We start from the raw sequence: 17,320 nt of genomic DNA on the forward strand, positions 1-17,320 counted from the left end.
TCACTCGGCCGCGGACAGTTCGGCGACCGCCTTCGCGATCCGCCGGGCCCGCGTCTCCGGCGCCTTCGCCGACTCGACCAGGCGCGCGTACTCCTTGCGCCGGCTGTAGGACAGCGCGTCGAACGCGCGCCGCGCACCGCCCGCACGGTCAAGGGCGTCGAGCAGATCCGGGGGTACGTCCACCGTCCGCTCGGCCGTGTCGAGGACGACCTCGACGTCCACCTCGTCGCCCGCGGACAGCCCCGCGGCGGTCCGGTTCTCCGCGCTCAACGGCACCCAGAAAGCGCCATCCATCGGCGCCACGGTCGTGCGATAGGCGTGCCCGCCGACGGTCACCGTCACCGGCGGGCGCTTGCCACCGCCGAGCGCGTCGACCACGTCCGCGGGCACCTCGATGCCGGTCGCGGTCTTGCCGCCGAGCGTGACGATGCCTCGGAACCTCATGATCGCAGTATGCGCCGGGACACCCCGCCCGCGGGAACCCCCCGGGCGGGGCGACCGGCGCAGCGATCAGTGGAACTCGGTGTCCTCGCCCGCGACGGGTCGTTCGGACGACGACCGCGACCACTGCCGGTGTCCGCGCGGCTGGGCGCTGGCGTCCTTCGCGGTTGTCGGGCCGGTCTGCGCCGGCGCCGGCCCCGGCTGCTGCGCCGGCTGTTGCGCCGCCGGCTGCTGCGCGGTCCCGCTGGACCCGCCGAGCGCGTCGATCGCGGACAGGTCACCGAGCGGACCGCCCGAGCCGCTCGTGTTCAGCGGCGACAACGGCAGCTGGCCGACCAGCGGCAGGCCGACCATCGAGTCGCCGTCGGCTTCGGCCAGCCCGGCCCCGGCCAGGAAGCCCGGACCCATCTCGGCTTCGAGCGCCTCCCCGATCAGCGGCGGCACCAGCGACCCGCCCAGGCCGTCGAGGTCGCTGCCCTTCAGGTCCGCGATGTCGAAGTCGCTCCGGTCCGGCGCCGCGTGCTTGCCGACCGCGCCGAGCGGGTTCTCCGTCAGTTCGCCGAGCGGGCCGCGGCCGAGGTCGCCCAGGCCGCCGCCGCGGCCGAGCTGGTCGACACCTACCGTGCTGCCCAGGGTCCGCATCTGGGAGTCGCTCCCGATCGTGTTGAGGTTGTCGTCGCTGAGCGCGTCGCCGGCCTGCTGGTCTTCGGCGGGCTGCTGCTTGCCGAGCCCGAGCGGGCCCAGCGGGTCCTCGCCGAGGGGGTTCTTACCGAGCAACGGCAGCGATCCCGAAGGCTGCACACTGCCCTTCACCAGCTGGCCCCCGCCCGTGTCCGAGACGAGCGGCCCGGTCGAGCTCAGCGCGTCGTTGACGGTGCTCGGGGTGACCTGCTTGTCGCCCAGGCTGAGCAGGGCGAGGCCGTCGCCGTTGAGCTGCTGCTGCGCCGGCCCGGCCTCCAGCGCCACCGGGTCGACGCCGGCCGCCGGGCTGGCCGGCACCGCGGCGAGGAAGCCCAGGTGCTGTCCGGGCGCCAGATCGGGGGTCCCGCCGACCAGGTCATGGTCGCCCATGGGGGTGAAGAAGCCGTCGAGCGAACCACGTAGGTCGTTCACCGGCGCGTCGATCTCGTCGGCCTGTGCGGCTCCACCTGCCAGGAGCAGGGCGCCACCGGCGGCGACGCCGACCGTACCCACCGCGCGATAGATCCACTTGGTCATGTCAGTCCATTCCGTTTCGCCTTAGCGGCATTTACCGCCTAGCTCACTAATCGGACCAACGACGCAAGCTCGGGTTACGTTGCTCTCGGCGCGCAGCGACGCCCTACGATCCGGTTCATGGTCGTTCCCTGGCGCAACCGGGCGCGCCGCGCGGTCGAGACCCGGTTGCGCGACGGGCTCCGCACCTCCAACGGCGACGCCCGCCCGCACTACATCGTCTGCGGCAACGACGCCCTGGCGTACCACCTGGTCAACGCGCTCGGGCCGGCGGCGGTGCGGGTGACCGTCGTCGTGCCGCAGCGCCGGCACCCCACCGCACCGGAAATCACGAAGATCCGCGGCATCCGGGTCATCCGCGCCGACCGGGTCGACGAGGCCACGCTGCGCGCCGCCGGTCTGGAGACGGCCGCCGGTCTCGCGCTCATGCAGCAGGACGACGTCGGCAACATCCACGCCGCGCTCACCGCGCACGAGATCGCCGCCCGGGTCCGCGTCGTGATGCGGATGTTCAACACCAGCCTCGGGTACGGCGTGAAGCGCCTCCTCGGCGACTGCGAGGTGCTTTCCGACGCGGCGATGGCCGCGCCCACGTTCGTCGCCGCGGCGCTGGGCGAGGTGGCGCCGACCAACTTCCACCACTACGGCCGCACGCTGGTGGTGGCCCGGCGGGCCGACGTACGCCCGGAGCAGGTGGTCTGTGGCCTCGCCGACACCACCGACCAGGACCGGATGGTGATGCTGCCCGACCCGGACCGGGCCGACGTCGTGCTCGCCGAGGCCACCGGCACGCAACCGGCCACCGAAGCCGCGGCCAACCGGATCGCCCGGGCGCGGCGCTTCCGCCGGCCGCTGCACGGCACCGGTCGGGCGCTGCAGTCGTTCCTCAGCCGGAAGATCGGCATCGCGACGGCCTCCGTGCTCCTCGTGGCGCTGGTCTTCGGTTTCCTGCTCTACCGCGCCGACGGCAGCACGCACCTCGACCCGTGGCAGGCCGTCTACACCACGCTGCTGACGGCGCTCAATGGCGCCAACGTCGAGATCGACAAGGGCGTCGCGGTCCAGCTCATGCAGATCGTGCTCACGGTGGCCGGGCTCGCGCTGGTCCCGCTGATCACCGCCGCGGTGGTCGACGCGATGGTCAAGGCCCGGCTGGCGCTCTCGGCCGGGCGGCTCGCGGTGCCGCGCGCGGGCCATGTGGTCGTGGTCGGGCTCGGCAACGTCGGCACCCGGGTGATCCGCCAGCTGCACAACCTGGGCGTCGAGGTGGTCGCGATCGACAAGGTGCCCAACGCCCGCGGCGCCGTGGTCGCCAAGCAGCTCGGCATCCCGGTCATCGTCGGCGACGCGGCGCTGGAGGAGACGCTGGTCGAGGCGTCGGTCGGTGCCTGCCGCGCGCTGGTCGTGGTCTCCACGGACGACGTCACCAACCTGCAGGCCGCGCTCAACGGGCGCGCGCTGCAGCCCGACCTGCGGGTGGTGCTGCGGCTCTTCGACGGCGACCTCGCGCAACGGATCCGCACGACGTTCGGCATCTTCCGGTCGCACAGCGTCTCCTACCTGGCCGCGCCCGAGTTCGCGGCGGTCCTGCGCAAGCGGCAGGTGGTCGCGACGATCCCGGTCGGCCGGCACGCGCTGCTGGTGACGATCGTGGTCGTGGTCAAGGGCTCGGCCCTGGAGGGCAAGCCCGTGCGGCTCGCCGACCAGCCGCGCGGCGTACGCGTGATCGCCCTGCTCAAGGCCGGTCAGCGACCGCGCTGGGCGCCGCCCGGGGACACCGTGCTCGGCGCCGGCGACGAGCTGACCGTGGTGGCCCGGCGGGCGGGGCTGAGCTGGCTGATCAAGCAGGCGACACCGCCGCCGGCGACGCCGACCCAGGTCCCGGTGCAGCCCGGGCCGGAGGACCCGACGATCGCTGACGGCAGCGTCGCGGGCTCAGACTGAGAGCGTCGGTGCGTCCACGCCGAGAACGGCCTGCTCGTCCGGGCGGTGCACCAGCACGTCGCTCAGGTAGGACTGCACGGCGGCGGCCAGGCCCACGTCCCGGCCGGCCTGTTCCGAGCGGAACCACCGGTGCTCCAGCACCTGTGTGAACAGCTCCGCGGGCTCCAGCTTGCGCCGCAGGTGCGCCGGCACGGCCCGGATGACCGGCTCGAACACCTCGATCAGCCAGCGGTGGGCGGCCTGCTGCTCGTCGGTCAGGTCGCTGTCCGCCCGGTACGCGTCGAGGTCGTTGAGCAGCGCCCGGGCCTGGTTCTCCTCGGCGTCCAGCCCGGTCAGCCGCAACAGCCGGCGCGTGTGGTGGCCGGCGTCGACCACCTTCGGCCGCACGTACGCCCGGCCGCCCTCACCCACCGACATCGACACCTCGGCGATGTCGAAGCCGAGCTCGTTGAGCCGGCGGATCCGCTTCTCGATCTCGTGCCGCGAGTCGCGGGCGACCTCCTGCTCGAAGGTCACCTCGTGCCAGAGCCGCTCGTAGCGGGCGATCACCTCGTCGGCGACCCACTCCGGGTCGATCGCCTCGTCGAGCAGCTCGGCGGCCTGCAGGTCGAGTGCCTCGCCGAAGATGTTGAGCCGCGCGATCTCCACGTCCTCACCGCGCTGCCCGTTGGACAGGGACGGCCGCAGCGCGCCGGTCTCGGCGTCGACCAGGTAGGCGGCGAACGCGCCGGCGTCGCGCCGGAACAGCGTGTTGGACAGCGAGCAGTCGCCCCAGAAGAAGCCGGTCAGGTGCATCCGGACGAGCAGTGCCGCGAGCGCGTCGAGCAGCCGGTTCATCGTTTCGGGTCGCAGTGTGTGCGAGAACACAGCCCGATAGGGCAGCGAGAACTGCAGATGCCGGGTCACCAGCACGGGGTCGAGCGGCTCGCCGTCGGCGTCCGTCCGGTCGGCCACGATCGCCACCGCCTCGACCGCCGGGAAGTCGATCCGTTCGAGCTGGCGGAGCAGGTCGTACTCGCGCTCCGCGACGCGCTCGGCGGTCTCCTTCACCGCGTAGACGGTGCCGGCCAGCCGCACGAACCGCACCACGTGGCGGGAGATGCCCTGAGGCAGCGCGACCAGGCTGTCCGGCGGCCACTCTTCGAGCGGTGTCGACCACGGAAGGTCGAGCAACGCCGGGTCGATGAGGGCCGAGGTGATGCGCACGGGTTCAAGTCTGCCCGCTGACACCGCCGCTACGCGCCCGACCGTGGCTCGTTACACAGTGGCGAGATGATCGGATTGTCTGGTCTGGGGTTTTTCTCCGGCGACGGCGGTCCACGTAGGAGCCGAGGGAGATCAGGGATGCGGCGGACTCTGGCGCTGGTCGCCGGTGCGTGCACGGCAGTGGTTCTGGCCGGCGCGACGGCGTACGCGATGACCGGCGACCGGACACCGGCGGACCCGGCGGGCACCGCGAAGCTCGGCCGGGCCGCGGCACCCGTGCGACCCGACGCCGCACCCGCCGCGCCGCGTGGCGCCGAGGCGGCTGCGCCCGTGGCCCCCGCCCCGAAGGGCATCGGCCGGATCATCGACGCCGTCGGCCGCCAACAGGTCGGCGCGCTGGAGTCGGTCGACAGCCTGGTCGGCTACCGCGCGGAGAGCGACGCGCAGACGTTCAGCTACCCGGGCGCCGACTACGTGAAGGTCCACTTCGACCAGCTCACGATGCTTCCGGGCGACTACGTCACCGTCGCCGACCCGGCGGGCACCGAGGTGCACCGCATCGACAGCGACCCGCTCGAGGTGGTCGACGGCCTGCTGGGCAGCCGGCCCGCGGAGTCCGACGGCGGCCGGTGGGCGATGTCGGTCACCGGTGACACCGCGGTGGTCACGCTGCACCGTGCCGTCCCGGACCCGCTCCGCCTGCAGGAGGCGGCCGGTCTCGGCGTGCGGGTCGACAAGGTGGCCCGCGGCTTCCGCGACAGCGAGCAGTCGGCCGAGGCTACCCGCGAGCGGTCGCTGAGCCGGACCGGGCGCGAGGAGAGCGTCTGCGGGAGCAACGAGGCCCGCGACGCGGTCTGCTACAAGTCGGCGGACCCGGCCGCGTACAAGAAGTCGAAGGCCGTCGCCCGGCTGCTGATCAACGGCACCGAGCTGTGCACCAGCTGGCGGATCGGCGCGGCCAACCGGATGCTCACCAACAACCACTGCATGGTGACCTCGAGCGACGCGTACGACACCGAGGTGTGGTTCGACTACCAGTGCGCGAAGTGCGGCGGGCACTCGGTGTTCAAGCCCACCAAGGTGTGGGGCGACAAGGTGCTGAGCACCAACCGGGAGCTCGACTACACGCTGTTCACCGTCGAGAACTTCGCCCAGGTCCAGAAGTACGGCTACCTGACGGTCGAGACCTCCCGCCCAAGGAGCGGCAGCGAGGTCTACATCCCGCAGCACCCCGGCGGCGACCCGGGCCAGATCGCGATGGCCAGCGACAAGGACGGCAAGGGCATCTGCGCGGTCGACGACCCGGCGTACGACGGGTACGGCGAGGACACCGACGTGTCGTACTACTGCGACACCGCGGGCGGTTCGTCGGGTTCGCCGGTGATCTCCCGTGCCACCGACCGGGTCATCGCCCTGCACCACTTCGGCGGGTGCCCGAACAGCGGTGTCCGGATCGACCTGGTTTACAACCGGATCAAGAAGCTCCTGTGAAGGTCCGGTAGGCGGGCCGGATCGGGGATGTGCCGCGCGGATACCGTGGTCACGTGCGTAACGCGATCACCGAACGGGCGGCCAGGCTCCGGCTGCAGCCGGTGCGGCCCGCCGGCTGGTGGTTCGACGGCCTCCTGATCGGGCTGTTCGCGCTGCTCACGGGCGTCCTGGCGGCCGGCGGCCTGCTCGGCGTCGACACCGCCGTGCGCGACTGGTGCGTGAGCCACACGACGCAGGCCACGTACTGGCTGGCCCGGGTCTTCAACTACCTCGGCAACGGCGGCCCGCTCACCCTGATCAGCCTGGTCATCGCCCTGTTCCTGGCGGTGCGCCGGCGCAACGTGTGGCCGATCCTGCCGGTCGTGGCCGCGTTCCTGCTGACCGGCATCGTGATCATGCCGCTGAAGATCTGGACCGAGCGGGCAGCGCCCGGCTACACCGGGCCGAACGCGGTCGACCTCTTCAACAGCGCGTTGCCGGCGGGAACGTACGACACCGGCTACCCGTCGGGCCACCTCGTCAACACCGTCGTCTGGTACGGCGTGATCGCGCTGCTGCTGGCGCCGTGGCTGAACCGCACGGCCCGGCTGTGGCTGCGCATCGCCCCGCCGGCGATCGTCTTCGTGACGACCATTTACCTGAACTTCCACTGGCTGACAGACTCGATCGCCGGTCTCCTTCTCGGCGTGTTCATCACCCGCCTGATAGACCGGATCCCATGGCAACTGCCCACCCGCCCGCGGCCCTAGCGCGCCGCCTGGGCCTCCGCGACGCGGTCGTGGTCGGCCTGGGCTCGATGCTGGGCGCCGGCATCTTCGTGGTCTTCGCACCCGCGGCCGCGGCGGCGGGCGGCGTCGGCCTGCTGGTGGCCCTGGGCGTGGCCGGCTTCGTGGCCTTCTGCAACGCGACCAGCTCGGCCCGGCTGGCGGCCCGCTACCCGGAGTCCGGCGGTGCCTACGTCTACGGGCGGGAGCGCTTGGGCGCGTTCCCGGGCTTCCTCGCGGGGTGGGCGTTCGTCTGCGGCAAGACGGCGAGCTGCGCGGCGATGGCGCTGGCGATCGGCGCGTACGCCTGGCCGTCCCATCCCCGGGTGGTCGCGGTGCTGGCGGTGCTCGCGGTGACCGCGGTCAACCTGCGTGGCATCGCCAAGACCGCCGGGGTCACCTTCGCCCTCGTCACGGTCACCCTGCTGGTGCTGGCCGCGGTCGCGGTGGCCGGCGTGGCGAGCACGCCGTCGCTCTCCCTCGGTGCGGCGCCGTCCGCGCGCGGCGTCCTCACGGCCGCGGGCCTGCTGTTCTTCGCGTTCGCGGGGTACGCGCGGATCGCCACGTTGGGTGAGGAGGTCCGCGACCCGGCCCGGACTATCCCGCGGGCGATCCCGCTGGCCCTGAGCATCGTGCTGGCCATCTACGCGGTCCTGGCGGTGGTGGCGCTGGCGGTCCTGGGCCCCGCCGGGCTGGCCGCGTCGACCGCGCCGCTGGCGTCCGTGGCATCGGTGGCCGGCCCGACGGCCCTGGCCACCGCGGTCCGCGCGGGCGCCGTGGTGGCGGTGCTGGGCGTGCTGGTCGCCCTGCTGGCGGGCGTGGGCCGCACGGCGCTGGCGATGGGCCGCCGCCGCGACCTGCCGGGGGTCCTGGCCTCGGTCCACCCGTCGACCCAGGTGCCCGCGGTGGCGGAGCTGGTCGTCGCGGCCGCGGTCATCGTCCTGGTCCTGGTCGGGGGCCTGACAACGGCGATCGCGGCATCGAGCTGCCTGGTCCTGGTCTACTACGCGATCGCCAACGCGTCGGCCCTGACGCTGCGCCCGGAACAGGGCCGCCGCCTGCCGGTCCGCACGCTGGCGGGTCTCGGTCTGGTGGGCTGCCTGCTGCTGGCGGCCACGGTCCCGACCCGCGGCCTGCTCGCGGGCGCGGCGATCCTCGTGCTCGGCGCGATCTGGTATGCGACCAACCGCCGTTTCCAGATCGCCTGACGACGATCGGCGTCGATAAGAGCCCCCGGCCGGGATCGAACCGGCGACATCTCGCTTACAAGGCGAGTGCTCTGGCCATCTGAGCTACAGGGGCAGCCAGCACAGCATACCGAGCCTCCGGGCGCCCAGCGCTTGCCAGGGCAAATGGGGCAGTAGTCGCCCCAAACCTTGGCATGAATGCGAGAAACGTTTACGGTGACCAGCACTGGTGTCGGCGCGGTGACGGGCCGGCAGCTCTTTTCACTCGGATCGTCCGGCACGTTCCTGCCGGTGAAAGGAAGCGGTGTCCCCTCATGGCTACGGTCACCTACACCCAGGCCACCCGGATCTATCCGGGCACTGAACGGCCTGCGGTCGACCACCTCGACCTCGAGATCGGCGACGGGGAGTTCCTCGTCCTGGTCGGCCCCTCCGGCTGTGGCAAGTCCACCAGCCTGCGCATGCTCGCCGGCCTCGAAGACGTCGACGAAGGCTCGATCCACATCGACAACCGTGACGTCACGCACCTGCCGCCGAAGGCCCGCGACATCGCGATGGTCTTCCAGAACTACGCCCTCTACCCGCACATGACGGTGTACGAGAACATGGCGTTCGCGCTCAAGCTGCGCAAGACCTCCAAGGCCGAGATCGACCGCCGGGTGAAGGAGGCCGCCGGCCTGCTGCAGCTCGAGGAATACCTCAGCCGCAAGCCGAAGGCCCTCTCCGGTGGCCAGCGCCAGCGCGTCGCCATGGGCCGCGCGATCGTGCGTGAGCCGCAGGTCTTCCTGATGGACGAGCCGCTGTCGAACCTCGACGCCAAGCTCCGCGTGCAGACCCGCACCCAGATCGCCTCGCTGCAGGCCAAGCTCGGCATCACCACCGTCTACGTGACCCACGACCAGATCGAGGCCATGACCATGGGCCACCGGGTCGCGGTCATGCTCGACGGCGTGCTCCAGCAGGTCGACACCCCCCGGGCGCTCTACGACAAGCCGCAGAACGTCTTCGTCGCGGGCTTCATCGGCTCGCCGGCGATGAACATCAAGACCGTGCCGCTGATCGACGGCGGCGCCAAGTTCATCGACATGGTCGTGCCGCTGACCCGCGAAGAGGTCGCCGCGGCCCGCGCCGACGGCGGTGGCGACAAGGTGACCATCGGCTTCCGGCCGGAAGACTGCGACCTGGTCGGCCCGACCGACGGCGGCCTGCCGGTCGTCGTCGAGCTGGTCGAGGACCTCGGGTCCGACGCCAACGTCTACGGCCACGCGGCCCTCGACGGCGTCTCCGAGCGGTTCGTCGTCCGCACCGACCGCCGGCACATGCCCAACATGGGCGACACCGTGTTCGTCAAGCCGCGTGCCGAGCACAACCACGCGTTCCACGCGACGACCGGCCTTCGTCTCTGATCCGCGAAACCCCTTGAACGGCGGGCCGGGCAACCGGCCCGCCGTTTCGCGTCCGGGCCCTAGCCCGCGAAGCGCCGCAGCCGCAGGTCGGCGTCGCCGGCACAGGCGATGACCGCGGTGGTCCAGGTGCAGGTGCCCAGCCGCACCCCTTGCAGGGCGCCGAGCTGCACCGGCGCTTTCTCGCCGAGCACCCACCCGACCACGTTGTAGTCGTCGACGACGGAGCTGCTGGTCGGCTCCTGCGGAAAGACCAGCACGCTCGACCCGTTGACCCGGGCGGCGAAGCCCGCCTGGTCGAGCACCTGCTTGCCGCTCGCGTCGAAGCCCGTCACCCGCGGCTCGCTGGAGCCGCCGGTCTGCAGCAGCACGTGCGAGCCGACCGGAAGGATCGACTCGGCGCCGACCGCCGGCCGCTTCCAGGTCTCGCCCTTGCCGTCCAGCGGCACCGAGATCAACTCGGTGTTCTTCGAGTCGGTCTGGTCCAGCAGGCAGATCCGCTTGTCGCCGCAGGCGCTGACGGCGACGGGGCGGCGCTTCGGGTCGTCGGCCCGGTAGATCAGCCGCGGCTTGTCGAGCGTCTCCACGTCGACCGCGAACAGCTCGGTCGTGTCGCTCTTCTTGGCGGTGAACAGCTGCCCGTCGTACGCGGTGGCGAGGTCGTCCGGGCCGGCCACGGCCGTCCGCTGCTTGCGGATACCGCCGGTGGCGACGTCGATGACCCGGACCGACCGGTCCGCGCCGAGCTGCACGAGCCCGGCATCGTCCGCCCGGTCGGGGTCGAGGGCGACCCCGGTGAAGTCCGCCGGGCCGGTCACGTCGTCGGGGCTCTGCACACCGATCACGGCCGTGGTGAAGTCGTCGTAGTCGCCCTTCGGCGCCGGCTGCTCCCATTTCCGCGCGCCGTCGCGGAGCCCGTAGCCCACCATGAGGTGGTTCTTCGCGTCGACGATGACGAGCCGGTCGCCCGCGACGAACACCTGGTCGTCACCGTAGAACAGGTCGAAGCTCCACATCACCCGGCCGTTGTCCGGATCCAGCACGAAGGCCTTGTCCGGCACCGTGCTGCTGAAGCTGTCGGTGTAGGCGAGGATGGCGCCCGGCACGGCCCGGATGCCCTTCCAGGAGTCCGGCGTCTCCGGCACGTCCGCGCTCCACACCTGCTTGCCGTTGGTGGCGTCCGCGGCGACGACGGTCAGCTTCTTGTCGTCGGTCTGGTAGGCGAGGTAGGCCCGGTCGCCCCGCACATGGGTCCAGGCGTAGTAGAACCGCCCAGCCGCCGGCAACGGCTGCCCGACGTCGCTGAACGCGGCGAACTTGACCTTCTCGTACCCGGCGCGGCCGTTCAGCATGATGACCGCCGTGACGGCGGCGACCACCACGACGACCGCGGCCGCCGCGGCGGAGATCAACAGCTTCCGGGGTACGCGTCGCGACGGCGCGGCGGCGGGCGGGCCACCGGGTGGCGGCGACCACGGCCCGGCGGGCGGCGGTGCGGACGGGGAGGTCGGCGTCGGTGAGCTCGGCGCCGGCGAGGTCGGCGGCAGCGAGGTCGGCGGCAGCGAGGTCGGCACGCCGGACACCGGGACGGCGGTCGGGACCGGTGCCGCGGCCTGGGCCGGGATGTGCGCCGCGCGGGCCGGCAGCTCGGCGAGCGCGCCCTCGGCGACCGGCAGCTCGGGCTGCTCCAGCACGGTCGGTGCCACGCCGAGGTCCGCGTGCAGCATCCGGGCCACCAGCGGCACCCGGGACGAGCCGCCGACCAGGAACAGACCGGCGAGCTGGTCCGGGCGCAGGTTCGCGGCAGCGATCACGGCCGCGGTCTCCATGACGGCCCGGCGCAGCAGCGGGGTGGCGAGCCGTTCGAGCTCGTCGCGGGTGAGGTGGACCGCCTTCTCCACGCCGGGCACCGCGACCGGCGCGACCGCGGCCCGGGACAGCATCTCCTTGGCGCCGCGGACGTCGTCCCAGAAACGCCGCCGGTCGCGCCACTGCGCGGCGTTGGCCGGGTGGCGCAGCCGTTCCCAGGCGGCCGGGTCCGAGCCGGCGACGGTGTGCCCGAGGTGGTCCACCAGCGCCGCGTCGAGGTCGAGGCCGCCGAGTTCGGCGACACCGCCCGCGGCGACCACGCTGAACCGGGCGCGGCCGGCCGGGTCCGGCCCGTCGTTGCGTACGACGGCGATGTCGACCGTCCCGCCGCCGAAGTCGAAGACCGCCAGCGCCGAGCCGACGGGGACGGGGCGGCGCAGCACCTCGGCGAAGTAGCGGGCGGCGGCGACCGGCTCGGGCGCCAGCGTGGTGCCGGCCGGCCAGCCGGCGCGGGCCAGCGCGTCGGTCAGGATCTGCCGGCGCTGGGGGCCCCAGGCCGCCGGATAGGTCAGCGTGGCCGGCGGCAGGTAGCCGACCGCCTCGACGGCCGCGTGCGCGACCGCGGCCAGCACGGCGGCGAGCAGGTCGACGGTGGCCACCTCGCGGTCACCGAGCAGCACGCCGGGCGTGTCCACGTGCCGTTTGGGGTTGGGCTCGTAGCGGCCCGGGTCGGCCTGGGCGAGCCGCCGGGCGTCATGCCCGACGTGCAGCCGGCCGGACTCGTCGAGGAGCACACCGGACGGCAGCAGCGGTTGACCGTCGAACAGCAACGGGCGGGTGCGGCCGTCGGGCCAGCTCAGCACGGCGACCGTGTTCGACGTGCCCAGGTCGACCCCGAGCGCGTGCCCTTGCATCAGCCGACTCCTCCGAAATGGGCGAGGGGGTGCCCGGCCTGCATCGTACGGGCCGGACACCGCCCTGCTGGCTCCCGATGCCTGGACTATCAGTCGGCATGGAGAACCCGGGGGCCCTTCGGGGGGAGCGGTGTCAGAGGAAGCGCTTGTCCGCGTTGAGGCTCTGCGTGAGCTTCAGCGTGATGAACTCGTTGTTGTCCGGCACGCCGGCGGTGCGGCCGGCCGAGCCCGGGAAGTTGTTGTCGTTGAGCACCGCGATCGTCTGGTTGTCGAGGATCGCGACGTCCTCGATGGTCTGGAACGGGAACGTGAAGGTCTTGCCGAACCCGCCGAGCTGCTTCGGGTTGCGGATGTTCATCAGGTCGGCGACCAGGGTCTTGTCCATGGCGCCGTCCTTGTCGCGGTCGGACATGTTGGCCTCGTAGATCTTCTTGACCTTGGCCGTGTCGCCCTGACCGTTGTCGCGCTCGATGATCAGGAACCGGTGGCCGTCGATCGCGATCGCGTCGCCGATCGCGTTGCCCGGGTCGTCGAGCTGGTAGATGTAGCGCTTGCCGGTGTACGAGCCGGCGCGCACGTCGAACTCGTTGAGCCGCAGGGTGCCCGGGGTGTCACCGGCGACGGTGCCCTCGAGCAGCGGGTAGAGCTTGCGACCGTCGGGCGACTGGGCCATGCCCTCGAAGCCCTTGCTGCTGTTGATGTTGTTCGGGGTGGTGCCGCGCAGCGGGTTCTCCGGAGCGAACACGCCCGGCAGCGAGATCGGCGCCTGCATCATCGCGCCGGTCCGATCGAAGTGGAGCAGGAACGGGCCGAACTCGTCACCGATCCAGTAGGTGCCGTCGGCGCCGCGCTGGATCGACTCGACGTCGAAGTCCGAGCCGGTCAGCACGCGGTCCTTGCGGGTGAGCGGCCAGCTCACGTACCCCTTGGGGTCCGTCAGGTTGATGCCGCCGAGGACGTCGACCTTGTTCTCGTGGAACACCGGCGCGAGGGTGTGGATGCGCAGCACGAAGTCGCCGCTGTTGGCCTTGTTGCCGAAGCCGTTGTCGGACATGACCTCGTAGGTGCCGTCACCGTTCTTGACGATGCCGGAGAAGCCCTGCACCGGCTGGTCGTCCCAGGGTGCGGCGACGCCGTTGACCGGCGCGGTGTCGAGGAACGCGCCGGAGGGCTCGCTCGCCGGCACGAAGGTGAGCGCCGGGAGCGACGCGAAACCGGTCAGGGTCGCGGGGCCGAACTCGTCGGCGTCGTGCGCCGACGCCGGACCCGCGAGACCGACGGCGAGGGCGGCGACCATGGCCGCGCCCCCGATGATGTTGAGACGCTTCGTCATGAGCCGAGAAGCTAGCCAGCCTGGATGAACCGGCCGGGGAAGCGACGTGAACGCCGGCTGTCAGCCCTCTTCGGCGCGGCGGCGCGCGACCTCGGCGAGCGCCACCGCGGCGGCGACGCTGGCGTTGAGCGACTCGACCGCAGAGACCATCGGGATGCCGACGCGCATGTCGCACGTCTCACCGACCAGCCTGGACAGGCCGCGTCCCTCGGAACCGACCACGACGACCAGCGGGCCGACGGCCGCCTCGAGGTTGTAGAGGTCGGTCTCGCCGTCGGCGTCGAGGCCGATCACCACGAAGCCTTCGCGCTGGCACGCCTTGAGCGACCGGGTCAGGTTGACCACCTGACTGACCGGCACGCGCGCGGCGGCGCCGGCGCTGGTGCGCCACGCGGTCGCGGTGATGCCGGCGGCGCGGCGCTCCGGGATGAACACGCCCTGCGCGCCGAACGCGGCAGCCGACCGGATCACCGCGCCGAGGTTGCGCGGGTCGGTCACGCCGTCGAGCGCGACCAGCAGCGGCATCGGGTGCTCCAGGGCGGCGGCGACCAGGTCGTCGAACGACTCGTACGCGAACGGCGGCACCTGCAGGCCGATGCCCTGGTGCAGCACGCCACCGGTCATCCGGTCGAGCTCGGCCCGGCCGACCTCGAGCAGCGGGATGCCACGGTCGCCGGCGGTGCGGACGATCTCGTTGACCCGGTCGTCGATGTCGATGCCCTGCGCGACGTAGAGGGCCGTCGCCGGCACCATCGCGCGTAGCGCCTCGAGCACGGGGTTGCGGCCCACGAGCAGCTCGGGGGCGTCCTTGGGTGCGTTGGAGCGGCGACCGGGCGCGACCCGCGGGCCGCCGCCGGACCGGTTGGGCTGGCGGCCGCCGGCCTTCGCGGGCTTGGCGCCCTTGGTGCCCTTGCCCCAGGTGGTGTCCTTCGTGCCGGGCTGCCCGATCTTGGGGGCGCGCCCCTCGGCCGCCGCGGCCCGCTTCTCCTTCTCCTGCTTCCAGGCGGTGCGCTGGGGCAGCTTCTCGGTGCCGGAGTAGCCCTTGTGCCAGGGCCGCTCGTCGGCCGGCAGGGTGCGCCCCTTGCCGGACAGGCCCGAACGGTTCTTGCCGCCCGAGCCGACGGTCGCACCCTTCTTGGGTGTGACCCGCCGGCCGCGTCGCTGTGAGTTGCCCGCCATCAGTCCCTCGTTCCGATCGTCCAACGTGGGCCGTGCGGCGTGTCCTCGACGTTGACTCCGGCCTCGTTGAGCTGGTCGCGCACCGCGTCGGCCGCGGACCAGTCCTTCCGCGCCCGGGCCTGGGCGCGCTGTTCGAGGGCGAGGGCCACGAGCGAGTCGACGATCTCGCGCAGCTCCTCGCCAGGGGTGCCACCGGTCGACGCGGTCGACCACGCGGGGTCCAGCGGGTCGATGCCGAACACGTCGAGCATCGCGCGGACACTGCCCAGCGCCGCGCGTACGCCGTCGTCATCGCCCTTGGCCAGCGCGGTGTTGCCGATTCGGACGTGCTCGTGCACGACGGCGATGGCGCCCGAGGTGTTGAGGTCGTCCTCCATGGCCTCGGTGAACTCCGCGGGCAGCTCGCCGGCCGGGATCGCACCGACGGACTCGACCGCGCGCTGCACGAAGCCCTCGACGCGGCGGTAGGCCGTGGCGGACTCGCGCAGCGACTCGTCGGAGTAGTCGATCCGGGAGCGGTAGTGCACGGAGACGAAGTAGTGCCGCAGCTCCACCATCCGCACGCCGAGCGCGCTGACGTAGTCGAGGTCGAGCACATTGCCCGTCGACTTGCCCATCTTGGACTCGCCGAGGTTCAGCAGGCCGTTGTGCACCCAGTAGCGGGCGAACGGCAGGCCGGCCGAGCGGGACTGGGCGATCTCGTTCTCGTGGTGCGGGAACGTGAGGTCGAGCCCGCCGCCGTGGATGTCGAACTCGGGGCCGAGGTAGCGCAGGCACATGGCGGAGCACTCGATGTGCCAGCCGGGGCGGCCGGGGCCCCACGGGCTGGTCCACTGGGCCTCGACCGGCTCGTCGGACTTGTAGCCCTTCCAGAGGGCGAAGTCGCGCGGGTCCCGCTTGGCGCGCTCGGGGCTGTCGGCGGAGCTGGTCATCTCGTCGACCCGCTGGCCGGACAGGGCGCCGTAGTCGGCGTAGGACTTCACGTCGAAGTAGACGTCGCCCGAGCCGTCTTCGGCCACGTACGCGTGGCCAAGGTCGATCAACCGGCTGATCAGGCCGTGCATCTCGGTGATGTGGCCGGTGGCGCGCGGCGAATAGGTCGGCGGCAGCACGTTGAGCGACCGGTAGGCGGCGTCGAGGATGACCTCGTTGGCGTAGGCGATCGACCAGAACGGCCGGCCCCGCTCGAGCGACTTCTGCAGCACCTTGTCGTCGATGTCGGTGATGTTGCGGACGAACGTCACCTGGTAGCCGGTGCGCTCGAACCAGCGGCGCAGCACGTCGTAGCTGACGCCGGAGCGAAGGTGACCGATGTGCGGCTCGGACTGCACGGTGAGGCCACACAGGTACATCGCGACCTTGCCGGCCTCTCGCGGGACGAAGTCCCGCACCGATCGGGTCGCGGTGTCATGCAAACGCAGCGTCACCTGACAAGGGTAGCGTTGATCCGTTTGCGCCTATGCTCGCGGTGTGACGCAGCCGGTCTTCCGCTCGGGCGAGACCGCCCAGACGCTCGATCGCGGGCTGCGGCTGCTCTATCTGGTCGCCGACGCCCCCGAGGGACTGACGGTCACCGAGGCCGCGGAACGGCTCGGGGTGGGGCGGGCGGTGGTCTACCGGCTGGTCGGCTCGCTGACGGCGCACGGGCTGGTCCGGCGCGACAGCGGCGGGCGGTTGCGGCTGGGTGCGGGGGTCCTGCACCTGGCGCGGCGGGCGCACCCGCTGGTGGTCGCGGCGGCTCTCCCGGCGTTGCGGCGGTTGGCCGAGGAGGTTGGCGCCACCGCGCATCTGACCATTGCCGAGGGTACGGAGGCCGTGGCGCTGGCAGTGGTCGAGCCGACGTGGACGGCCTTCCATGTGGCCTATCGGGCGGGGTCGCGGCATCCGCTGGCCCGGGGTGCGGCCGGGCGGGCGATCATCGCCGGGCGCTCGGGTTCGCCCGATCCGGTGACCACGGTCGGTGAGCTGCAGGCGGGGGCCTTCGGCGTGGCGGCGCCGGTGCTCGGGGTGGAGGGCCTGGAGGCCAGCGTGGGCGTGGTGGCGTTGGGCGCGCTGTCGCTGGCGGAGGTCGGCCCGCTGGTGGTGGCGGCCGCCGCGGCGGTGGGCGCCGCGCTCTAGCCCTTTCCACAGCTGCGGCGCTAGTTATCCACAGCCTGTGTACAGCGGGTCCACGCGAGTTATCCACAGGTCTGTCCACGGGGTCCCCGTGGGCGCGAGGCTCTTTCCCATGACTCGACCTTCGTCACTCGAGTGGCGCGTGTTTCGTGGCAGCGCCGCCGTGGCGGCCGGGCTGCTCTCGGTGCACCAGCTGCGCGGGCGGGGCTTCGTCCGGCTCCGGCACGACGTCTACGCCGACGCGCGGCTGCCCCGCGACCACGCGCTGATGTGCCGGGCCTCGCTGGCTCGGTTGCCGCCCGACGCCGTGGTGCTGGCC

Annotated in this window: 13 protein-coding genes, 1 tRNA gene and 1 pseudogene; 7 read left to right on the forward strand and 8 right to left on the reverse strand. The window is 72.3% G+C overall.

Features of this window, described 5'->3' with window-relative positions; translation table 11 throughout:
• Both AB0H87_RS12455 and AB0H87_RS12460 read right to left on the reverse strand, forming a co-directional pair.
• Entirely contained in the window at nucleotides 1-444 is a 444-nt protein-coding gene (locus tag AB0H87_RS12455; protein WP_360143224.1) for a YdeI/OmpD-associated family protein, read from the reverse strand.
• A 66-nt stretch (nucleotides 445-510) separates the two neighbouring features.
• On the reverse strand, nucleotides 511-1,659 hold the full coding sequence (locus tag AB0H87_RS12460) for a hypothetical protein (protein WP_360143226.1): 1,149 nt from the start codon (nucleotides 1,657-1,659) through the stop codon (nucleotides 511-513).
• A 117-nt stretch (nucleotides 1,660-1,776) separates the two neighbouring features.
• Between AB0H87_RS12460 and AB0H87_RS12465 the strand changes: the two genes are divergently transcribed.
• On the forward strand, nucleotides 1,777-3,600 hold the full coding sequence (locus AB0H87_RS12465) for an NAD-binding protein (RefSeq protein ID WP_360143228.1): 1,824 nt from the start codon (nucleotides 1,777-1,779) through the stop codon (nucleotides 3,598-3,600).
• Here the strand turns inward: AB0H87_RS12465 and AB0H87_RS12470 are convergent.
• On the reverse strand, nucleotides 3,592-4,806 hold the full coding sequence (locus AB0H87_RS12470) for a DUF4032 domain-containing protein (RefSeq protein WP_360143230.1): 1,215 nt from the start codon (nucleotides 4,804-4,806) through the stop codon (nucleotides 3,592-3,594). The two genes, AB0H87_RS12465 and AB0H87_RS12470, sit on opposite strands and share 9 nt — an antisense overlap.
• Nucleotides 4,807-4,944: 138 nt before the next feature.
• Here AB0H87_RS12470 and AB0H87_RS12475 point away from each other — a divergent pair, with 138 nt between their 5' ends.
• Genes AB0H87_RS12475 through AB0H87_RS12485 form a run of 3 tightly spaced genes read left to right on the forward strand, consistent with a single transcriptional unit; the run spans nucleotide 4,945 to nucleotide 8,269 of the window.
• Nucleotides 4,945-6,297, forward strand: a complete 1,353-nt coding sequence (locus AB0H87_RS12475; protein WP_360143232.1) for a serine protease — start codon at nucleotides 4,945-4,947, stop codon at nucleotides 6,295-6,297.
• Between the two features lie 53 nt (nucleotides 6,298-6,350).
• Complete coding sequence (locus AB0H87_RS12480; RefSeq protein WP_360143234.1) at nucleotides 6,351-7,046, forward strand: phosphatase PAP2 family protein; 696 nt, start codon at nucleotides 6,351-6,353, stop codon at nucleotides 7,044-7,046.
• Complete coding sequence (locus AB0H87_RS12485; RefSeq protein WP_360143236.1) at nucleotides 7,016-8,269, forward strand: APC family permease; 1,254 nt, start codon at nucleotides 7,016-7,018, stop codon at nucleotides 8,267-8,269. The genes AB0H87_RS12480 and AB0H87_RS12485 overlap by 31 nt, the downstream gene beginning before the upstream one ends.
• Before the next feature lie 20 nt (nucleotides 8,270-8,289).
• Here the strand turns inward: AB0H87_RS12485 and AB0H87_RS12490 are convergent.
• Nucleotides 8,290-8,363, reverse strand: a tRNA-Thr gene (locus tag AB0H87_RS12490).
• A 199-nt stretch (nucleotides 8,364-8,562) separates the two neighbouring features.
• On the opposite strand from AB0H87_RS12490, the gene ugpC reads away from it, so the two are divergent.
• Entirely contained in the window at nucleotides 8,563-9,654 is a 1,092-nt protein-coding gene (gene ugpC / locus AB0H87_RS12495; RefSeq protein WP_360143238.1) for a sn-glycerol-3-phosphate ABC transporter ATP-binding protein UgpC, read from the forward strand.
• A 59-nt stretch (nucleotides 9,655-9,713) separates the two neighbouring features.
• Here ugpC and AB0H87_RS12500 read toward each other — a convergent pair whose 3' ends face one another.
• From AB0H87_RS12500 to cysS, 4 genes are all read right to left on the reverse strand, one after another.
• Complete coding sequence (locus AB0H87_RS12500; RefSeq protein ID WP_360143240.1) at nucleotides 9,714-12,374, reverse strand: Hsp70 family protein; 2,661 nt, start codon at nucleotides 12,372-12,374, stop codon at nucleotides 9,714-9,716.
• Nucleotides 12,375-12,507: 133 nt separating this feature from the next.
• Nucleotides 12,508-13,707 carry an esterase-like activity of phytase family protein gene (locus AB0H87_RS12505; protein ID WP_360143242.1) on the reverse strand — a complete coding sequence of 400 codons (1,200 nt, stop codon included), beginning with the start codon at nucleotides 13,705-13,707 and terminating at the stop codon, nucleotides 12,508-12,510.
• Between the two features lie 60 nt (nucleotides 13,708-13,767).
• Nucleotides 13,768-14,886, reverse strand: coding sequence for a 23S rRNA (guanosine(2251)-2'-O)-methyltransferase RlmB (rlmB, locus tag AB0H87_RS12510; RefSeq protein ID WP_360143244.1), 1,119 nt, complete (start codon nucleotides 14,884-14,886; stop codon nucleotides 13,768-13,770).
• Nucleotides 14,886-16,313: a cysteine--tRNA ligase gene (gene cysS, locus AB0H87_RS12515; protein WP_360143246.1), complete on the reverse strand. Its 1,428-nt coding sequence runs from the start codon at nucleotides 16,311-16,313 to the stop codon at nucleotides 14,886-14,888. The genes rlmB and cysS overlap by 1 nt, the downstream gene beginning before the upstream one ends.
• A 43-nt stretch (nucleotides 16,314-16,356) precedes the next feature.
• Between cysS and AB0H87_RS12520 the strand changes: the two genes are divergently transcribed.
• Both AB0H87_RS12520 and AB0H87_RS12525 read left to right on the forward strand, forming a co-directional pair.
• Nucleotides 16,357-17,004 carry a helix-turn-helix domain-containing protein gene (locus AB0H87_RS12520; RefSeq protein WP_360143248.1) on the forward strand — a complete coding sequence of 216 codons (648 nt, stop codon included), beginning with the start codon at nucleotides 16,357-16,359 and terminating at the stop codon, nucleotides 17,002-17,004.
• 109 nt (nucleotides 17,005-17,113) lie between these two features.
• Nucleotides 17,114-17,320 (forward strand): annotated as a pseudogene (locus AB0H87_RS12525) (hypothetical protein); the annotation flags it as partial.

The sequence above is a fragment of the Asanoa sp. NPDC050611 genome (assembly GCF_040654855.1).
Classification (GTDB): Bacteria; Actinomycetota; Actinomycetes; order Mycobacteriales; family Micromonosporaceae; genus Asanoa.

Bases quoted from the DNA above. Each gene is read 5' to 3' on its own strand.
- AB0H87_RS12455 (WP_360143224.1), bottom strand. From the start codon at position 444: ATGAGGTTCCGAGGCATCGTCACGCTCGGCGGCAAGACCGCGACCGGC.
- AB0H87_RS12460 (WP_360143226.1), bottom strand. From the start codon at position 1,659: ATGACCAAGTGGATCTATCGCGCGGTGGGTACGGTCGGCGTCGCCGCC.
- AB0H87_RS12465 (WP_360143228.1), top strand. From the start codon at position 1,777: ATGGTCGTTCCCTGGCGCAACCGGGCGCGCCGCGCGGTCGAGACCCGG.
- AB0H87_RS12475 (WP_360143232.1), top strand. From the start codon at position 4,945: ATGCGGCGGACTCTGGCGCTGGTCGCCGGTGCGTGCACGGCAGTGGTT.
- AB0H87_RS12485 (WP_360143236.1), top strand. From the start codon at position 7,016: ATGGCAACTGCCCACCCGCCCGCGGCCCTAGCGCGCCGCCTGGGCCTC.
- ugpC (WP_360143238.1), top strand. From the start codon at position 8,563: ATGGCTACGGTCACCTACACCCAGGCCACCCGGATCTATCCGGGCACT.
- AB0H87_RS12500 (WP_360143240.1), bottom strand. From the start codon at position 12,374: ATGCAAGGGCACGCGCTCGGGGTCGACCTGGGCACGTCGAACACGGTC.
- AB0H87_RS12505 (WP_360143242.1), bottom strand. From the start codon at position 13,707: ATGACGAAGCGTCTCAACATCATCGGGGGCGCGGCCATGGTCGCCGCC.
- rlmB (WP_360143244.1), bottom strand. From the start codon at position 14,886: ATGGCGGGCAACTCACAGCGACGCGGCCGGCGGGTCACACCCAAGAAG.